The organism is Paenibacillus sp. FSL R7-0198 (genome assembly GCF_038000415.1).
Lineage (GTDB): Bacteria > Bacillota > Bacilli > Paenibacillales > Paenibacillaceae > Paenibacillus.
In genome coordinates this window covers 4,423,712-4,442,981 of record NZ_JBBOCB010000001.1, presented here as the reverse complement: position 1 = coordinate 4,442,981, position 19,270 = coordinate 4,423,712, and the positions used below count along the sequence as shown (strand labels likewise).

Here is a 19,270-nt window from a genome sequence, read left to right as displayed (position 1 = left end):
GGTTCAAAAAACAGAGGAGGACAACAGTCCCCCTCTCGGCGCTGTTCGTCCTCCCCAGACAAGAATCACATGATTGGTAGCCCATTGTTATATGCCGATCCTGCGGAATTCCGTAGGTGTCATCCCCGTCCATTTTTTGAACACCTGACTGAAATACTGTGAATTACCGCCGAATCCGAATAATTCCGCAAGCTCGAATACCTTCACATCCCCGCCTCTGCGAATATGATCACATGCTCGTTCAATGCGCAGACGATTCACGTAGTTGGAGAAATTCTCTCCCGTGACTTTTTTGAAAATTTTACCGAGGTAATCCGGATTCATATATAACATCTGATGGGCGACTCCATTGAGTGAAAGATCTGCCTCTCCATAATGACGATCCACGATGTCCATCATCTTCTCCACGGCTGAAGACTGGCGACTTATATGATTTTTATAATAACCAGAGGTTAACCGGGCTGCACTGCTCGCTACAAAAGACTTCAAAGCAGATAACGTGTCCATATGGGGCAACTCTGCCATACGTTGAGTAAATTCTGTTGCCTCTTCAGGCGGACAGACATGAATCATCGCCGAGTACAGCTGCACTACATACGAACGTGTCACCTCAATCTCCAACTGCTGACCCGATAATAGATCGAAAAGACGATCCACCTCTGCGGCTGTTTCCTCGCTATTGCCCGATTTGATCAACTGACACAACTGCTCGGCATCCTGTTCTACATGCAACCCGTCGCATTCTCCGGCCAGAACCAGATCATTCTTCGTAATCAACTTGCCTTCACCAATAAAGAAGCGATGATTCAAATATTGTAATGCCTCACGGAATAATCGCCGAGATTGGATCATTCGATCTGCTTCGCTCAGTGCAGCGGTCACTTCCAATTTATATAGTCTGGTAAATGCAGCCCGAACTTCTTCAATATTCTCGTTCAGTCCAGCCGGATCAGCTGAATCTGCAAGCAGGATCAAGAGTCTACCTTCAATGGTTGTACTTAACAGTACATGTGGGAGCAGATCACTGGCGATATTTTTGATGGCAAATAAATGACTGTAATCATGTTCATCTGCAATTCGGAACAGTAGTAACCGAACTTCTGTATCTTCAAGTTCCAGATCAAACAGCTCCTGGTAATATTCCAGATCAACCGGCCCATAGGTTCGGTTCGTCATGAACTCCAGCAAAAATTGTTCCTTTACATGGGGAAGGACCCGTTGCAAACGCTGTTTCATCTCACCAGCGACATGCTCCTTCACCTGCGCATCCTGATGTTCCTGCAACAGTTCAGTTAACGCATCATGGATCTGATTCTCGTTGCAAGGCTTGAGCAAATAATGCTTCACACCATACTGCATCGCTCTACGGGCGTATTCGAACTCTTTATAACCAGATAACATAATGAACCGTACTCCCGGGTATGCTTCGGATGCTTTCTCTATGAGTCCCAGACCATCCAGACCCGGCATGGAAATATCCGTAATGATAATATCGGGTTTCGACTGCCCGATTTTGTCCAGCGCTTCAATCCCATTCCGCGCCGTACCCACTAATTCCGTACCTGCTGCGGCCCAATCGACCACTTGGGATATTCCCTCCAGAATGACACGTTCATCATCTACGAGCATCACTTTGTACATCGTCATCGTCCTCTCTAATCCAAGGTATGCTGATCGATACTACAGTTCCTGATCCGGGCTTGCTGCTCATCACCATTCTGCCTTCTTCGCCAAAGGTCAGCCTGATTCGTTCCTGGATGTTAGATAACCCAATGCCCTGTCCTCTTGTCTGTATGCGTCCTTCTTGTAATTGTTCGAGGAATTCCGGTGTCATCCCTGGACCATCGTCCTCGACTTCAATAATGACTTGTTCTCCCTCTGCTCTCGCCCTTATTCGAATTCGGCAAGGATCAATGCTTGGTTCGAGTGCATAGTGTATGGCGTTCTCTACCAGCGGTTGCAATGTTAACTTGGGAATTCGTGCTGATCCCACCTCAGGTGCAATCTCCATATCAAAATCCAGTCTCTCTTCAAAACGGGTGCGCTGAATTGTAACGTAGCTGCGGACAATGTCCAGCTCTCTTTCCAGCGTGATCCACTTCTCCGTCATATTCACAGAGCTGCGCAGCAGGAATCCAAGCGCCTCAACCATTTCCGAGATCTGACGTTGTTTCTGTACTTTGGCCATCCAGTTAATGGATTCAAGCGTGTTGTATAGGAAATGAGGATTAATCTGTGCTTGAAGCGCTTTCAACTCAGTTTCACGAATCACCAGTTGCTTCGCATAATTCTCATCAATTAATTCACGAATCCGCTGAAGCATCATCTTGAATGTACGATGCAGCAGCCCAACCTCATTCTGTGGAGACATCGGAACGTTACCTAAGGCAGCTTCCTCCAATTTATCCAGATCACCTTTTTCGATATTACGCATCTTTTTGATCAGCTGCGCAATCGGATGGGTAATACTGCGGGAGAACTTTGCTCCAATTATGAGTGCCCCCAGAAAAATCATGATAAAAATAACCGTGACCAACTGTTTAACAAACTGAATTTTTTTAAACATCTGGTCAAAAGGAGTGGTGTACAGGTACGTCCAGTCTGTGTAGGAAGAATTGGCACGGGCCACAAAGTGTCTCCCCTGCTCAAACATGGCAATTCCATAGGGTTGGGTACGCTTCAGTTCCGATTCAATCTCAGCTTCACTTACCGAAGATTCGGTTGGATAGATTACTTCTTTTCCATCCGAAATCAATAACTGTGAGTCCTCTGCGGGTTCCTGCATCTGATCCTGTACGATTCGGTCCAGACGCACTCGGATAATTAGAGTCCCGAGCTTATCCAGTGTAAATGCGCCCCCAGTAAAAGATTTCACCTGTCGTACAGATAAAAGCCTGGCTTGTTTATCCCCGCTAGTGTGCCAGACATTGGAGCCTGTATATTGATCTCCCAGCGATACCAGTTCCCTTTGCTTCGACTCCGAAATCCCTTCCCGGTTCCCTGCAGCCATGACGTTATTATCATTATCGATAAATAGCATGGAATAGACGTATTTCTCAGAACCCGCATAAGCAACCAATCGGTTGGTAATTTTCTTGCGCAGACCATTTCTCTCATATCCCGTCTCGGCCTTTTCAAGTTGAAGCAAATATTGTTGAAGCGGCTCGTCTGACATCACCTTGAAGGAGAGATTGGAAACTTCACGTAGTTGATTCTCAATACCTACCGAGGACATATTGAGGACCTGCGAGGATTTCTCATAGATCTGACGGTCATAGATACTGAACACATATCGGAGTACGGACGCATAAAACGTAAAGCTGATTAACATCAAGAGTCCGATGAGAAGAATCGTTTTGTGATGAATCGGCAGTGTTGTGAAAGCGTTCTTAATTTTGTTCATCCTAAGCGCTCCTTTGGCTTGCGAGGGGTGCCTGTCATGCTATAGGTTAGTGGTTTTATTGTAAGTTATTTTCATATTTACACATCCATTGGTCATCTGACAAGATATATTTATGCAACATTTTAGGTCATTAGAGAAGGTATACATGTGTAAATGTATCTTGAGAAAGCAAAAAGCAGCCTACTCATTCAAAGAGCAGACTGCTTTTTGCTTTCTCAATTAAACCTGGGTTTTATTTTTTCACAAGTAATCATTAACCTGTATAATCATTAATTGATTAGTTGAGCAAAGCGCATAAATCTCATTAACATCACCGTACTCTGTGCTCGCGTTGCATTCTCCTGAGGCGCGAAGGTTCCCCCATTCATTCCCTTAACGATCCCTGTCTCTACCAGTCGAGCTACGGCGTCAGAAGACCAGTTCGAGATATTTGATGCATCTGTAAATGAAGGAGTGGTACCTGTCAGTTGGTCATTAGGAATCTTCATCAAATTCAATGCCCTATCCAGCATCGTAGCCATCTGTTCCCGAGTAATCTGACCATCCGGGTGGAATGACCCATCTGCGAAACCATTAACCAACCCCTTACTTCCTGCCGTTATGAGTGCATTGGCATACCATTGTTCCGAATCCACATCATTAAAAGCGGAAGGCAATTCGGTTTTTACGCTACCTCCGGATAATCCCATGGCACGTACAAGCATGGCTGTGAATTCAGCACGAGTAATCGGTTGTTCAGGTGCAAAGCTTCCATCAGGCCGCCCATCAACAATCAGCTTGTTGGCCATCTGCTGAATGTCTTCGCCAGCCCAGTGTTGCTGCACATCGTTGAATACCTTATTCATACTAATAATCGTATACTCACCGCCCTGAGTAGACAATATCTCAGCTTGTGTGGCGGTAAAAACAGCAGGTACGAAATGAAGTTGCCCATTCGCATCAATTCTAACGACTGTGATCTGGTCTGGATTAAACCCAGCAGGGATCACGATAGACTTATGCAAGTAATCGTTCGAACCATCCTCTGTATCTTGCCCATTGATATCAACAGACAACGTGACTGGTTGTTTCAATACGACTCGTGCATCCATCGTTTGTGCCACACGTTCTACACGTGCCTGCGCCTCTTTGGAACCTTCCACGATGGAAATGGTCAACGCAGAGTCTGACTGCCGATCAGCCAGACTATTTAATGGAATAGATACACTATTACCATTCACTGTTATCTGGAGTTTAGCATTGGCATCAGCTTTAACCTTTACCTGTAACGGCTGCATGGGAATCTCCAGCTTGACCGCTGTCCCTAATCCGTCGATGACTATCTTTGCTTCCGAAGCGTTAGTATTCATCACATTCGTTAATCCTTGAGCCGTTAAGATCAACCGAACGACAGGCTGACCATTAGCTAACGTTTCATCTACTCTGCGTGTGGATACTGCCTGACCGTTAATTAGCACGGTGGATTGACTCTGTTGCCCATTGGAAGGGACAACCACCGGTACAGAAGGTGCTGATGGAACAGAAGGTGAAGGAGTCGGTGGCTGTGGCGTAATTTTGACTGTCCAGTGTGCGTACAGCGTTACATCCCCCTCCACCACATCACTTGCAAAGTTCCATTTGAAGGTTGGATCTGTTGCATCCGTGTACCACCCTGCAAAGGTATAGCCTTCTCGCGTTGGGGCCGGGTTTGGCTCACTCGCTTTCGCTCCGTACGCCACTGTCTCTGTGGTCGCGGTTCCCGCTCCGCTGTAGTTCGCGTCATACGTCACGGTGGAATTGTTCACCGTCCAATGTGCGTACAACGTCACATTGCCCGCCACCGTATTACTCGAAAAGTTCCACTGGGTTGCTGGATCTGTTGCATCCGTGTACCACCCTGCAAAGGTATAGCCTTCTCGCGTTGGGGCTGGGTTTGGCTCACTCGCTTTCGCTCCGTACGCCACTGTCTCTGTGGTCGCGGTTCCAGCTCCGCTGTAGTTCGCATCATACGTTACGGTGTAATTGTTCACCTTCCAGTGTGCAAACAACGCCATATTTCGCGCCACCGTATTACTCCCAAAGTTCCATTTGGTGGTTGGATCTGTCTGATCTGTGTACCACCCTGCAAAGGTATAGCCTTCTCGCGTTGGGGCCGGGTTTGGCTCACTCGCTTTCGCTCCGTACGCAACTGACTCTGTGGTCGCGGTTCCCGCTCCGCTGTAATTCGCATCATACGTTACGGTGTAATTGTTCACCGTCCAATGTGCGTACAACGTCACATTGCCCGCCACCGTATTACTGGAAAAGTTCCACTGGGTTGCTGGATCTGTCGCATCCGTGTACCACCCTGCAAAGGTATAGCCTTCTCGCGTTGGGGCTGGGTTTGGCTCACTCGCTTTCGCTCCGTACGCCACTGTCTCTGTGGTCGCGGTTCCCGCTCCGCTGTAGTTCGCGTCATACGTTACGGTGGAATTGTTCACCGTCCAATGTGCGTACAACGTCACATTGCCCGCCACCGTATTACTGGAAAAGTTCCACTGGGTTGCTGGATCTGTCGCATCCGTGTACCACCCTGCAAAGGTATAGCCTTCTCGCGTTGGGGCTGGGTTTGGCTCACTCGCTTTCGCTCCGTACGCCACTGTCTCTGTGGTCGCGGTTCCAGCTCCGCTGTAGTTCGCATCATACGTTACGGTGTAATTGTTCACCGTCCAGTGTGCAAACAACGCCATATTTCGCGCCACCGTATTACTCCCAAAGTTCCATTTGGTGGTTGGATCTGTCTGATCTGTGTACCATCCTACAAAGGTATGACCTGGTCGCGTTGGGCTTGGGTTCGGTTCTTGAGCGAGTCCACCATCCCTCACGATATTTTTCGAAAAAACGTTACCCTGTCCATCCATAAAATTGACCCTGTATGCCACCTCAATAGTAACCGGCTTGGATGTATTCATTTTGAACTCACTGCCCAATTTTGGGATATAATCTGCTGTAAATGTATGCACACCGAGTCCTAGAGTAGAAGAGTCTAATGAATACTCCGCTTTGCCGTCAGCAAGTTCTACCTGTGTCAACGTTGAGCCGCTTGATTTAAACACGATATCCCCGTCCAAATCCTCTATGGGACTCCTCATGTTTACAATCAAGTTAACCGTTTCATTCATCCCAACCTTACTATCAGTAACGCTGAGATCCACTCCGGGAGTATAGGTAATTTCTTTTAGCTGGTCAAAAGTCACTTGTACGATTTGGTTACCTTGCCCTTTTAAGGTAACTCGCTCACTACTGCCATCCACTGTGATTTCTTTAATATAGCGAGCGCCTGAGAAGATTTTATGATTAATCAAGGCCCCTTTTTGGTTATACACTGCAACATAAAATACAAAGTTATTATCTTTATCGCTGTATATCCAATAAGTGAGGTCGCCCCATTTAATTACTGGACAACTTGGTGAACTTGCTTCGGTAGTAGGATCTGAACAAACGACCTTCGCTACATCAGGTTTTACCAGTTGGTTGCCTTCTGTTTCTGGACGCATTTCAACTGAAGGTACACCTTCAAACACCATTTGTCCCGCCGCATGTATGGGCAGAACTGGCCAAGTAAAACACAGTAGAATGAATGCCATCATGCTTAGCATCAATTTCTTAATAACGCGCATGTTTCTCCTCTTCTCTCGTAAATTTTTCATGTAACCCCATCAAATATGTCTAAACTATGATTTTTACACAATAATAAGGCTTTTCCTCCTCTTATACTAGCTACATTATAGGATCGCTCTGAACAACTTCTGAACAAAAAGGACAACCCGTTGAGTCAGCCAGTGAAACATCCGATATCCTTTTTGCCCTCTCATCTTCACGGGCCATTTTACTCGATAATTTTCAGAAAGATGCAAAAAAGACAACCTGCTTTATAAAAAAGCAGATTGTCCTTCATTCCATTCATATTCGTATATTACGGGTTAACAAAAACAGTTTTCAGCTTCGCTACATACTGCACATCAAAGCCAAGACCTTCAGCCACCATGGCAAGTGGTACATATGTTTTGGACTCTTTGCCTACCTTATTCAGGAATGCAGGTGTATCCACGGTAACCGATGCTCCATTTACCTTCACAGCATTGGCACCAATCTTCACAGCAACCTTTCGGTCTCCATATGTAATGGTTGCGGTTGAAGTTTTGTTATCCCACACCGTAGTAGCACCTACAGCGTTTACGATGTCTTGAATCGCCACAAAGTTTTTGCCGTTACGGATAATCGGTTTGTACGGTGTATTTAATGTTTTGCCACTCACGATAATATTCATTGGTTCACCTGTGGCAGGTGCAGTCAGCTTGGTGTAATCTCCCCAGATCGTTTTGGCAAATACTTCGGCAATGGCCGCATATCCAAATTGATTTGGGTGGAAATCACGATCTTTGATCATATGTGTCATCGTGCCTTCACCACCAACAAACTCCTTGGCGACGTGTGCGACTTTGACATCGGTACCCTGAGCAGTAAATTGTGCTGCAATGCCATCAATAGTCTGTGTGAAGCCTTGCGATGCCTCCATCAGTTTGGCATAGAGTGCCTTGCCTGCTACTTCTGGCATCGGTTGATACTGGTCGGCGATGACAATTTTAGCTGTCGGGTTAATTTCATGGATATCATTAATCGCTGCACTAACATTAGCTGTATATGTTGCGAGTAATTCTTTTACCTTCGCTTGCAGTTCCTGATCACTCAGTTTGTCTGCTGTACCGAGAAGCTCAGATACATCATTTCCCCCAATGGTAATTGCAACCAGATTGGCCTGTGCTACACTCTCACGGATTGCAGCAGTATTGGCTCCGATCTGTCCCGCTCTTGGATCAGGAAGACTTGGTTGAATGGCTTCAGAAGTCAGTGTTTTGCCATCCTTAATTGCGGTAGTGAAGTTTTTCAGGCCACTGGTTTTCAATCCGGCAATCCCGTAGTTGTCCACCTGTGTACGTCCATGCAGCAAACCCTGCTCATGCAAACGTTCTACATAACCATAAGGCAATTCTTTTGTGTTGGGCTCATAACCTACCGTTATGGAATCTCCCAATGTGACGATGCGGAACTCCTTGGTTACGGCTACTGCATCTTTCTTCGCAGTCAGCGAAGTCTCGTTTGTACCTGCTGGCAATACACCGGTTTTGGTGTCAGCCGCGTGTGCAGGCAATGCAGATGATGTAAAGAGCAGCATTCCTGCCAACATGCTTACCGTTATACCGGCAGCTGTATTTTCCCATATACGTTTACGCTTCATTCAAGTAACACTCCTTTTCGCGAATCTATAATAATTTCACACTAAATGTACGTGTTCAAAAAGGGCGGTTTTCAGTACCGAGAAGATGGGATGAAGCTAGAAATGGAGTAGCGGAGCGTAGGGAAAACTACGTGAGCAACGGACATTTCGGCTGAATTCCATATTCGATGCTGATGATGCCTCATAGGCATCCTTGGTAATCAAAAGCGGACTTTTTGAACTACCTCCCTAATATATAGTACATCGGTCATTCCAATGATATAAGTCGTGTTACTCTATTCTATCATTTTAAAGTAGGCGTTGTCCTCTCTGCTGAGAGCACACATGAAGTAACAGGCTCCCTGATGGGGAGCCTGTTATTGGTGAAGCACAGCTATAACGTTCAGTGATTAGTTAAGATTGCGGCTTATTCCAGTCCTCAGAATTCGAATGACCCTTGTCGCTCGCCGGTTTGTTCCCAGTAGCTCGCTCCAGATACTGATCATAACGATCATCCACTTCGCGTGCCATCTTCCGGTATTTTAACGTTTCCTCGACAATTGGATCACGTTCCGTCTGGATTCGCACTTCATACTTGGGAGGAATCAGCTGGCGTTCACGCTGATCGGTGTCGCCGGACTCTTCCATGTCCCCTTCCGTCAGCATATCACTGAGCCGTCGTTCCAGTTCTTTGGATTCATCCATTGTTTTCGCTCCTTTAATTAAAGTCATACATGCGTTAATTATTACTATTGTACTTTCACTTCGTGTACAGAACCGTCTTCCGATCGCTGTTATCCCCAGATTTCTTTGATTCCCTTTTCCAAGGTAGAAATCCGGTGATAAAGGCGAGCGCTCCGCTTCTTCAGATGCCTTCTGTCCCCTCCGTTAATGTACAATTAAAAGTAATTAAAGCATCGATGAGTTGAATAGACTCACTCCAGACCAGTAGCTTTCGCTTCCTTCAGCACATCCGTCAGTGCATCATGGATTTTGCCATTGCTGGCCACGACATGATTCACAGACAGTTGATAAGGTGTTCCGATGGTATCCGTCACCTTGCCGCCTGATTCTTCAACCAGCAGCGCACCTGCGGCAATATCCCACGGTTTCAATCCAACTTCGGTATAGGCGCTGAGACGTCCTGCTGCAACATATGCCAGATGGAGGGCGGCAGATCCGCCTGCACGCAAGTTACGAACTTGCGGAGCAAGAGCCTGCACAGCGGCCATATTCAGTGGCAACGTAAAGGTTGTGTCTGCCGGGAATCCAACCGCAATCAGGCTTTGAGCCAATTCCTTTTCACCAGATACCAGCATCCGGTTTCCATGAACGTAAGCTCCTTTCCCTTTTTCCGCAACAAACATTTCATCACGGGAAGGGTCGTAGATCACGCCGACAATGACTTCACCATTGTGAGCCAATGCGATGGACACCGAATAAAACGGGAATCCGTGTACAAAGTTCGTCGTTCCATCCACAGGATCAACAATCCACAGGAACTCTTCTTCCTCTGCTTCTTTCAGTGCTTTTGCCGAAGCTTCCGGTCCCGGTTCGACGCCTTCTTCACCCAGAATGGCATGGTGGGGAAAATGCGTAAGAATCAGGCGGCGGATCATCTGCTCCGCTCCTTTATCCACTTCGGTCACCAGATCTTGGGGTGAATATTTGGTGCCAAGTTCAGCTACCGTCCCAAGACGGCTTTTGATCCATTCGCCAGCTTTGGAAGCTGCATTAATGGCAACGGCAGTATAGCTTTTGCTTGTCACGACATAAGGTGTCTTTTCCTTCTCATTCAAAGCGTTCACTCTACTTTCTATATCAATCTACGAAAAGTTGAAATACTTGTTAAAAGTATACGCCCCACAGGTCGTAAAGTTTCTCGTTGCCCAGGCCCCTTTTGGCACTACGGATGAATGATGACGGTAGACTCGTCCACCCACTCCACACCCTCTTCGTGATAGAATGCCAGCTTCTGCATCAGTTGCACAAGGGCCTCATCCTTGCGTTTCGCCTCAATCATCACGTCAAGCCTTGGGGTGTCTGCTGCGATATGACGCAAGAAGTCGAGCACAGGCTCTACCTCCACACCATCGGCATGACCTCGCAGATCCTTCTCACTCTTCGGACTAGAGACGTGGATTTTGGGTGGCAATGGCTGATCAGCCGGTGAATCTGCCTGAGCAAGCGGCGACTGCCAAGTCTTTAAAATATCAGGCCACAGATCCCATGCCTGTTCTCCTTCGTTGTTCACCCACTGGTGATGGATATCCAGTACCATGGGCAATCCCAAGCGCTGGCACACGGCTAGTGTCTCAGGCGCATTGAACGTTTTGTCATCATTTTCGAGTGTGAGCCGCTCCTGGATGTCCCGATCCAGCTTCAAAAAGTTTTCTTCAAAACGAAGCGCCGCCGAAGGCTTGTCCCCGTATGCACCACCAATATGTATATTGTTCTTGGCAGTGGCATTCAGCCCCATGGCATCCAGCATCCGAACATGATGACGAAGGTCGCGAATCGAGTTGTGCAGAACTTGCTCGCGTGGGGTACTAAGTACGGTAAAATGATCCGGATGAAAGGACACACGCATACGATTTTCCTTCACAAAATCACCAATGGCCGCAAAGTCCTGCTTCAGTGCCGGGAACGGGTCCCAGTCATTCAGGTCCTCGTGTGTTGCCAGTGGAATCAATTTGGAAGAGAAGCGATATACATGAATATGGCTACCCTTGTTGTGCCTGAGCAAACGTAATGTATTGTGCAGGTTCTCGGCTGCAATCCGTTCGAGCTTGCGGATCGCTGCTTCCCTGTCATCGATTTTGTTAAAACTCGACATGGTCATGGTCCGGGAAGGCGAGGCGTTCTCTATAAGCACGGACATTGCCACGTAACCAAAGCGTACGAGCATGAATCTCTTCCTCTCTATTAGGGCGGAAAACCCGCACGGCATATTCAGCCGTCAGGATGTACCGTCACTGTATATAACCAAGTTTTACCCTAAAAGAGTGACCATAATCGTATTCTGGCAAATCAGTCCTTCCGACTCGCACTTACAGTCAACAACTACTCCTGTGCTTGCTCTCCAAAAAACATCTCATCCGCAAGGGCAGTCTGGATGCGTGATTCTTCCTCAGTCAATTTGCGGACGAGTAGCATCTCCACCTCGGTTACCTCTTGCCCCTGGAAGTTGATCTCTGCAATGGAAACCACGATCTTGACGATGGCTACAGCCACGTTATCCGGTGTGTATGCAATCACTTTCTGGCCGGTAGGAAATACCCGGAAACCCTGTTTGACCATTTTGCCGCGTCCGTATTCAAGCAGTTCGAACAGCTCCTGCTCATTCTTGAACTTGCATACGGAATTGAATTCAGTCTGAAATCCCATGCATATCCCTCCTGATCTTGTGGTCGCAGGCTACGCCTGGACGCCGTTCTCGTAATTCAGTGCCTGCTTGCGGTTGTAACGCTCCAGTGCCAGCTCAATCATGCGATCCAGCAGTTCGGCATACGATACACCTGTCTCACGCCAAAGAAGTGGATACATGCTGTATGGTGTGAAACCAGGCATGGTGTTGACTTCATTAATAAGCAAAGCGCCGTCATTTTTCCGAATGAAGAAGTCCGCACGTGAAATACCGTTACCTTCAATCGCACGGAACGCCTGCAAAGCAGCCTCGCGAATGCGATCTGCGGCCTCTGGGTCCAGTGGAGCTGGAATCAGCATCTGTGATTGACCATCAATATACTTGGCTGCATAGTCATAATACTCACCGGAGGATACGATCTCACCTGGAACGGAAGCCATGGGCTCGTCATTGCCGAGGACGCTGACCTCAACTTCGCGGGCTTCAACAAACTCCTCAATGACAACCTTCGTATCATAACGAAGTGCGAACTCAACAGCTGTCTTCAGCTCATCGCGGTTACGCGCTTTGGAGATGCCCACACTGGAGCCCAGATTTGCCGGTTTGATAAAACAAGGATACCCCAGCTGATCTTCGACCTGTACGATCATTTCGTGCTCTGTCTGCTTCCATTGTGTAGCATTAAAATACGTAAAGGCACATTGGTCGATGCCAGCCTGTGCAAACAGCTTTTTCATGACCACTTTGTCCATGCCGCCAGCCGAAGCCAGTACACCTGCACCTACATATGGCATATCCGCCATCTCGAACATGCCCTGAATGGTGCCATCCTCTCCAAACGTACCATGCAGCAGAGGGAACATCACGTCCAGCGCTTCTTCTCCGCCATACAAACGGCCAAACAGTGCGTTCAGCGCATCTTGTGTTCCACCCGCCGATTGCTCCAGCTTCAGATCTTCAATCTGCGCGAACGGCGCATGCATGACAGGTCCTTTTTTCCACGTCCCCTGCTTGGAAATATAAAAAGGAACCAGTTCATACTTTTCATAATCAAATGCGTTTGTTACAGCAAACGCCGTTTGCAGCGACACCTCATGCTCGCCTGATTTTCCGCCATAAACGACGCCTACTTTTAATTTATCCATACTCATGTGTACCCTCCGATTATCTGTGCCTGATGCTGTCATCCTTGCATGCTCAGCACCCTTGTTATTCTGCTTGCGTTATCTGATCTTATTTTACACGGAACTGGATGTCTGCGTCACCGCATCCCGAAAATCTTTCGTCATCAAAACTCATCTGCAATATGAAAAAGCCGGTATACCGTCCGCTCCGTCCAAGCGTAAGAATCCCGGTAATCCCAAAATCGGTGACGGCTGCTAACCGTATGTGCGTTAACAAGCGGCATACCACCCGCATCAAACGCGGTCACAACGGTGCTGTGCTGAAATCGCCCATCTCCATCCCAATCGTAGAGAATAACATCGCCGAGCATCAGCTGCTCAGGACGCTCCACTTCTGTCGCGGTCAGACCCCAACTGCTGCCTGACAAATAACGCTCCAGACTGTTGGAAACTGCCCAACTGTAACTCCACATTTCGGAGCCGTTCACATACCCTTTATACCACCAGCCAGCTTCTCTTCTACCAGTATAGTGGATGGGTGCGCCCCCTGCAAAGAGACATTGGGACACGTAATTGGTGCAATCTACATCAAATTCCTCAAATGCCGGATTCCCCGCATTCCACCACCGATCTGCATAGGCAACTGCCAGATCTCTGCGATATGACTGTTGCCGTGAGCTTCTTCCTTGACCCAGCACTTCCCGATTCAGCAGCGGCCGATTCATCGCCTGTACAAAATCAGCTTGTTGAAACGGACGTCCTTCCCCAGCAGGGCGACGCTCCGGCACTTCTCGCTCTACCCGTCCAATGATCCATCCACCACTCTGCCGCAGAAAGGTTAACCGCTCCCGCTCAATCCGGTCCTCCCGGTGGGTGATCCCGCTCTTCTCGTAGAACAGTCTGCTGTACAATTGTACATCCACCACCGCTTCTTCCTGGCCATCCATAAGCGTGCGCACAAGCTTGGCGCTGGTCTCGCTGCGAAGAGGCACGGCGCGCCGCTTACGATACCATTCGTCCAGCCTTGCCATACGCTCTCCCCGTTCCACCACGAAGTCAGGATCGGTAACGATCCGTTCGCTGGTCTGTGGACGGTAGTCGATCTCACAGCGATTGTACTGGTTCACGTAAGTATATAAGGCACTCTTCCATTCCCGTTCCAAGCCTATGTCCCCCTTTGGCATGAGTTCTGTCTGGAATATTTCATTGCGTATATAAACTCCTACTATTCATATGAAAGGGTCCTCGGTTGTATGTACACGGCTCGGGAAGGAGATCCAAAATTCGGCAAATACAGGTACATGAGATATCTTATTCCTGCCTGCTTCACGAAAACGCCTTCATTGGTGCAAAAGCTTGCTTGATCAGGCAAAAAGACCTTTACGTACGGAAGTGAAAACGGTATACTTAAAACTAAAGTCATGATTATGAAATTACGTTTCATCTGATGAAACTAACGAACAAGAACACGGAACGATGAAGGCCTGTTCTTCACCTAAATGAACGTTTTCTTCATCTCACCGACACATCCCAAGGAGGTACATGTATGTCAGCAAAGAATCATTTCTCCGCCGCTCGCAGTCTTGAGGTTGGAGGCAAGTCTTACCGCTACTACAGTCTCGATGCTCTTCAGGAAAACGGCCACGGCGATCTTTCCAGGCTTCCTTTCTCCATTAAAGTGTTGCTTGAAGCAGCAATTCGTCAATTCGACGGACGTGCCATTACCGAAGAACATGTAAAACAACTGACCGGCTGGGCAGATGGCCGTGATAATAACAAGGAAATCCCATTCATCCCTGCACGTATCGTACTGCAGGATTTCACCGGTGTACCGGTTGTCGTTGACCTTGCTGCAATGCGTGATACTGTGAAAAAAGCAGGTGGCGATCCAAAACAGATCAACCCACTCGTACCGGTCGATCTCGTTATTGACCACTCCGTCATGGTTGATGCTTTTGGTACCAACGATGCACTTGATTACAATATCAAAGTTGAGTTCGAGCGTAATGAAGAGCGTTACCGCTTCTTGCGTTGGGCGCAAACGGCATTCAACAACTTCCGTGCAGTTCCACCATCCACAGGGATCGTTCACCAGGTTAACCTGGAGTATCTGGCTTCCGTGGCAGCAACAAAAACCGTTGACGGCGAGACCGTTGTATTCCCGGATTCCCTCGTAGGTACAGACTCCCACACCACCATGATCAACGGACTTGGCGTTGTTGGTTGGGGTGTTGGTGGAATCGAGGCCGAAGCTGGTATGCTGGGCCAACCGCTTTATTTTGTAACACCGGACGTTATCGGTTTCAAACTGACAGGCAGCCTGAGTGAAGGCGCAACAGCAACGGATCTGGCACTGACCGTTACCCAATTGCTTCGTAAAAAAGGCGTTGTTGGTAAATTCGTTGAGTTCTACGGCCCAGGTCTTGCCAACATCGGTCTGGCTGACCGTGCAACAGTAGCCAACATGGCACCAGAGTACGGCGCAACGATCGGTTTCTTCCCTGTTGATAGTGAAACGTTGAACTATCTGCGCAGCACTGGCCGTCCTGACGAGCAAGTAGAATTGGTTGAAGCTTATTACAAAGCTCAAGGCATGTTCCGTACTTCCAGCACCGTTGACCCTGAATTCACAGATGTGATTGAACTGGATCTCGGCTCTGTTGTACCAAGTCTTGCAGGACCAAAACGTCCACAGGATCGCATCGAGCTGACACAAATGAAAGAAAGCTTCAACAGCATCATCCGTACACCTGTAGATAAAGGCGGATACGGGCTGAGTGATGAGAAAATCGAACAAACCGTACCTGTGAAACACCCGAACGGTTCCACCAGTGAACTGAAAGCAGGCGCTGTTGTGATCGCAGCGATCACAAGTTGTACGAACACTTCGAATCCAAGTGTTATGGTCGGAGCGGGACTGCTGGCGAAAAAAGCAGTTGAACGCGGCCTGACCAAACCAGGATATGTGAAAAGCAGTCTGACACCAGGTTCCCTTGTTGTTACCGAGTACCTGGAAAAAGCAGGCCTGATCACGTACCTCGACCAACTCGGATTCAACGTTGCCGGCTACGGTTGTGCAACATGCATCGGTAACTCCGGCCCACTGCCGGATGAAGTGAGCGAAGCTATTGCTGAGAACGATATGACCGTAGCGGCTGTATTGTCCGGTAACCGTAACTTCGAAGGCCGTGTACACGCACAGGTTAAAGCCAACTATCTGGCATCACCACCACTCGTTGTGGCATATGCACTTGCAGGTACTGTGAATATTGACTTTGAAACCGATCCAATCGGTTATGATACGAACAATGAGCCTGTATTCCTGAAAGACCTCTGGCCTAGCTCCGAGGAAATCAAGGATACCATCGCTAGTTCCCTGAACGCTCAGATGTTCCGCAACAAGTATGAGAACGTATTTACAGCCAACGAGCGTTGGAATGCGATCTCTGTACCGGAAGGCGAATTGTACGAGTGGGACCCGAACTCCACGTACATTCAGAATCCTCCGTTCTTCCAGGAGCTTGGCGACAAGTTGAACGATATCGCAGATATCCGTTCTGCACGCGTTATGGCATTGCTTGCGGATTCCGTAACAACGGATCACATCTCGCCAGCAGGTAATATTGCACCATCCAGCCCGGCTGGACTGTACTTGAAAGAGCATGGCGTAGAGCGCAAAGACTTCAACTCCTACGGTTCACGTCGTGGTAACCATGAAGTCATGATGCGTGGTACGTTTGCCAACATTCGTATTCGTAACCAGGTAGCTCCGGGTACTGAGGGCGGTATCACGAAGTACCTGCCAACGGACGAAGAAATGTCCATCTACGATGCTTCCATGAAGTATCAGGATGAAGGACAGAACCTGATCGTTATCGCTGGTAAAGAGTATGGTACAGGAAGCTCCCGTGACTGGGCGGCAAAAGGAACATTCTTGCTCGGCGTCAAAGCCGTTATCGCAGAAAGCTTCGAGCGTATCCACCGCAGCAACCTGGTGGGCATGGGTGTAATGCCACTGCAATTCCAGGAAGGTCATGGCTGGTCCAGCCTTGGTCTGAACGGACGTGAAACGTATGACATTACTGGCCTCAGCAATGATGTGAAGCCAGGACAAGAGTTAAAAGTTACCGTAACTCGTGAAGACGGTACACAGTTTGACTTCCCTGTTATCGCTCGTCTGGACAGCATGGTTGACGTGGATTACTACCATAACGGCGGTATCCTGCAAACTGTATTGCGTCAAATGATGAAAAAAGCTTAATTACATCAATATTTAATGTGATGAAGTTATACCAAAAAGCTCCCCATCACGTGCGATCTGCACGTGGTGGGGAGCTTTTTATTTAACTGTCGATATGCATCATCAATTTAATTATGAGTAGGTTCTTATCACTTAAAACTCAAAATTTAATCCAACTTCTGAATCATCAGGTGGTTCAGGAATACGATATACACCTCTGCAATTTAATTTCTCCACGTTGATCCAGTCCACAAAATCATCCGCCCCGTAACTACGAATAAAGTGAGCATATTCCGTATTTCCCTCATGATCAATAGACTCGATATACAGGGTGAATGGGTGCTTATACTCTAGGCTCTGCAAAAAATCGATAAATTCTCCTCTCCACTCGCCAATTTTTCCTGCATATTGATTGGGAACGTAATAGTAGAACACATCGAAATGATATACAACAATTCTCATTAACATTTACAAGCCTCCTAGAACTTACAGATCACAGTTTAGAGTTTTAAGATCTTCATACCTTCTCTCAGTTGTTCCGACACAGCGGTATAGTACTCAATGCTATCCGCAAGTTCGCGTTCAGTCTTATGTATAAGATAATAGGAATATTTCTGCATCAACTCATGCTCGTGTAACTCAACAGGGAGATAAATAATCTCAACATCATTCGAATCGAAATAATGACGATATCCTCTCTCCGATTGTCCCACTTTCATGACTGTTTTTATCACCAGCAACTCGTCACGTGTACAAGCTCTTATCAGATCAGTTCTTTTCTGTTCTAAATCACGCACTACTACTTCATCGTAGTGATCCATCTTAGCTTCAGCAATTTCGGTTTCAATTTGCATAATGGCTCTCATGCTTCCTGCTAGTTCTTTAGCTAATGAATACAATGTATGTCCTCCTTTTTTTGTAAGGAATAGGCACTAACGCATCATCTCTACTCTACCTCATTTGCGATGTTACTCGCAAAGTTCACTGGTCCTATGCTAAATTCGATACCTTATGAAACAACAAAAAACTCCCCGTAACGTGCAATCTGCACAGTGATGGAGAGCCTTTGGTTTCAGTATGTGTGTTCTCCGTTGCTTCAAGGCCAACTGCCTTCTAATGCCCAATGTGATGTGAGGCTTGATCTAACAGTTGAATCGTGCCCATGATCAGAAACAGACACGACAGAGCAATTACGAGCCTCCGACCCATCTAGACATGGTCACTCGCTCCGTAATCTGTTTTTCCGAAGCATACGTTACCTTGTGTGGATACACGAGAAACGTTAGCCCTGCGCTAATGAACAGTACAGCCATTATAATCAAGTCCTTCTCCTCCTTACACGTGACTTTCCTTAGAATTTAACTTTTTCGTCGTCACGCGGGATTCTCCTCCCACCAACACCTTTTTCAGGCCGATGACCATGGTGAAAATGATATATCCAATCAAGCCGCCGAGTGTATTAAGCATCAGATCATCCACATCGAATATGCCCATGCCAGTCACTAACTGTGTCACTTCATAGCCCAGACTGAGCAGCAGAGACAGCAAGAGTACCTTTACTCCAGAGAATAACTTGTTGCCCGTCAACACAGGAATGAAGATGCCCAGTGGGATAAAGGCCAGTATATTGCCTACCAGATGGATTGCTGTACCTGGACGATGTAACGACAGGCTGTTCCAGTCTCGTGAGATTTCCTGAAATGGTGTCAGGTTGACGGTTCGCGTATGGACCAGATCCGGTTGTTGCAAGAACGCCATCAGTCGATCCTTCACGATGCCAAAATCGACCGAGCTTCCTTTGAACAGGATCAGCTTCGTCAGCAGATATAAATAGATAATGAAAACGGCAATCCAAAGGATGTAATGTTTGCTTTTCTTCTGGTTGTTGTGCTTCATGTTG

15 protein-coding genes are annotated in these 19,270 nt (G+C 47.5%); 1 reads left to right on the top strand and 14 read right to left on the bottom strand.

What is annotated here, in order from left to right; genetic code table 11:
* Positions 1 to 87: 87 nt before the first annotated feature.
* From MKY87_RS19370 to MKY87_RS19325, 10 genes are all read right to left on the bottom strand, one after another.
* Positions 88 to 1,641 (bottom strand): response regulator, encoded by a 1,554-nt coding sequence (locus MKY87_RS19370; RefSeq protein ID WP_338590724.1) that lies wholly within the window; start codon positions 1,639 to 1,641, stop codon positions 88 to 90.
* On the bottom strand, positions 1,616 to 3,403 hold the full coding sequence (locus MKY87_RS19365) for a sensor histidine kinase (protein WP_338590722.1): 1,788 nt from the start codon (positions 3,401 to 3,403) through the stop codon (positions 1,616 to 1,618). Before MKY87_RS19365 ends, MKY87_RS19370 begins: the two co-directional genes overlap by 26 nt.
* A gap of 269 nt (positions 3,404 to 3,672) precedes the next feature.
* A complete protein-coding gene (locus MKY87_RS19360; protein WP_340965753.1) occupies positions 3,673 to 7,041 on the bottom strand; it encodes an InlB B-repeat-containing protein in 3,369 nt (1,122 codons plus the stop codon).
* A 296-nt stretch (positions 7,042 to 7,337) separates the two neighbouring features.
* On the bottom strand, positions 7,338 to 8,660 hold the full coding sequence (locus tag MKY87_RS19355) for a stalk domain-containing protein (protein WP_340965751.1): 1,323 nt from the start codon (positions 8,658 to 8,660) through the stop codon (positions 7,338 to 7,340).
* A 393-nt stretch (positions 8,661 to 9,053) separates the two neighbouring features.
* Positions 9,054 to 9,344 carry a hypothetical protein gene (locus tag MKY87_RS19350; protein WP_340965749.1) on the bottom strand — a complete coding sequence of 97 codons (291 nt, stop codon included), beginning with the start codon at positions 9,342 to 9,344 and terminating at the stop codon, positions 9,054 to 9,056.
* Between the two features lie 230 nt (positions 9,345 to 9,574).
* On the bottom strand, positions 9,575 to 10,438 hold the full coding sequence (locus MKY87_RS19345; protein WP_445669425.1) for an inositol monophosphatase family protein: 864 nt from the start codon (positions 10,436 to 10,438) through the stop codon (positions 9,575 to 9,577).
* A gap of 107 nt (positions 10,439 to 10,545) precedes the next feature.
* Positions 10,546 to 11,547, bottom strand: a complete 1,002-nt coding sequence (gene uvsE, locus MKY87_RS19340; protein WP_338590714.1) for a UV DNA damage repair endonuclease UvsE — start codon at positions 11,545 to 11,547, stop codon at positions 10,546 to 10,548.
* A gap of 155 nt (positions 11,548 to 11,702) precedes the next feature.
* Positions 11,703 to 12,026, bottom strand: a complete 324-nt coding sequence (locus MKY87_RS19335) for a hypothetical protein (RefSeq protein WP_338590712.1) — start codon at positions 12,024 to 12,026, stop codon at positions 11,703 to 11,705.
* Positions 12,027 to 12,056: 30 nt separating this feature from the next.
* Positions 12,057 to 13,157 (bottom strand): D-alanine--D-alanine ligase, encoded by a 1,101-nt coding sequence (locus tag MKY87_RS19330; RefSeq protein ID WP_340965747.1) that lies wholly within the window; start codon positions 13,155 to 13,157, stop codon positions 12,057 to 12,059.
* Between the two features lie 137 nt (positions 13,158 to 13,294).
* Positions 13,295 to 14,314, bottom strand: coding sequence for an amidase domain-containing protein (locus MKY87_RS19325; RefSeq protein WP_197997991.1), 1,020 nt, complete (start codon positions 14,312 to 14,314; stop codon positions 13,295 to 13,297).
* A 362-nt stretch (positions 14,315 to 14,676) separates the two neighbouring features.
* Between MKY87_RS19325 and acnA the strand changes: the two genes are divergently transcribed.
* Positions 14,677 to 17,391, top strand: a complete 2,715-nt coding sequence (gene acnA, locus MKY87_RS19320) for an aconitate hydratase AcnA (RefSeq protein WP_340965746.1) — start codon at positions 14,677 to 14,679, stop codon at positions 17,389 to 17,391.
* A gap of 132 nt (positions 17,392 to 17,523) precedes the next feature.
* Here acnA and MKY87_RS19315 read toward each other — a convergent pair whose 3' ends face one another.
* The 4 genes from MKY87_RS19315 to MKY87_RS19300 form a co-directional block, all read right to left on the bottom strand.
* Positions 17,524 to 17,838: a hypothetical protein gene (locus MKY87_RS19315; RefSeq protein WP_338590706.1), complete on the bottom strand. Its 315-nt coding sequence runs from the start codon at positions 17,836 to 17,838 to the stop codon at positions 17,524 to 17,526.
* A gap of 32 nt (positions 17,839 to 17,870) precedes the next feature.
* Positions 17,871 to 18,269: a hypothetical protein gene (locus tag MKY87_RS19310; RefSeq protein WP_340965744.1), complete on the bottom strand. Its 399-nt coding sequence runs from the start codon at positions 18,267 to 18,269 to the stop codon at positions 17,871 to 17,873.
* Between the two features lie 291 nt (positions 18,270 to 18,560).
* The gene (locus MKY87_RS19305; RefSeq protein WP_340965743.1) at positions 18,561 to 18,692 is read right to left on the bottom strand and encodes a hypothetical protein; all 132 of its coding nucleotides are present in this window, start codon (positions 18,690 to 18,692) and stop codon (positions 18,561 to 18,563) included.
* Between the two features lie 13 nt (positions 18,693 to 18,705).
* Positions 18,706 to 19,266 carry a VanZ family protein gene (locus MKY87_RS19300; protein ID WP_340965742.1) on the bottom strand — a complete coding sequence of 187 codons (561 nt, stop codon included), beginning with the start codon at positions 19,264 to 19,266 and terminating at the stop codon, positions 18,706 to 18,708.
* Positions 19,267 to 19,270: the final 4 nt, after the last annotated feature.

Excerpts from the sequence above, each read along its gene's own strand:
- MKY87_RS19370 (WP_338590724.1), bottom strand. The coding sequence starts at position 1,641 with ATGTACAAAGTGATGCTCGTAGATGATGAACGTGTCATTCTGGAGGGA.
- MKY87_RS19365 (WP_338590722.1), bottom strand. The coding sequence starts at position 3,403 with ATGAACAAAATTAAGAACGCTTTCACAACACTGCCGATTCATCACAAA.
- MKY87_RS19360 (WP_340965753.1), bottom strand. The coding sequence starts at position 7,041 with ATGCGCGTTATTAAGAAATTGATGCTAAGCATGATGGCATTCATTCTA.
- MKY87_RS19355 (WP_340965751.1), bottom strand. The coding sequence starts at position 8,660 with ATGAAGCGTAAACGTATATGGGAAAATACAGCTGCCGGTATAACGGTA.
- MKY87_RS19350 (WP_340965749.1), bottom strand. The coding sequence starts at position 9,344 with ATGGATGAATCCAAAGAACTGGAACGACGGCTCAGTGATATGCTGACG.
- uvsE (WP_338590714.1), bottom strand. The coding sequence starts at position 11,547 with ATGCTCGTACGCTTTGGTTACGTGGCAATGTCCGTGCTTATAGAGAAC.
- MKY87_RS19335 (WP_338590712.1), bottom strand. The coding sequence starts at position 12,026 with ATGGGATTTCAGACTGAATTCAATTCCGTATGCAAGTTCAAGAATGAG.
- MKY87_RS19330 (WP_340965747.1), bottom strand. The coding sequence starts at position 13,157 with ATGAGTATGGATAAATTAAAAGTAGGCGTCGTTTATGGCGGAAAATCA.
- MKY87_RS19325 (WP_197997991.1), bottom strand. The coding sequence starts at position 14,314 with ATGCCAAAGGGGGACATAGGCTTGGAACGGGAATGGAAGAGTGCCTTA.
- acnA (WP_340965746.1), top strand. The coding sequence starts at position 14,677 with ATGTCAGCAAAGAATCATTTCTCCGCCGCTCGCAGTCTTGAGGTTGGA.
- MKY87_RS19315 (WP_338590706.1), bottom strand. The coding sequence starts at position 17,838 with ATGTTAATGAGAATTGTTGTATATCATTTCGATGTGTTCTACTATTAC.
- MKY87_RS19300 (WP_340965742.1), bottom strand. The coding sequence starts at position 19,266 with ATGAAGCACAACAACCAGAAGAAAAGCAAACATTACATCCTTTGGATT.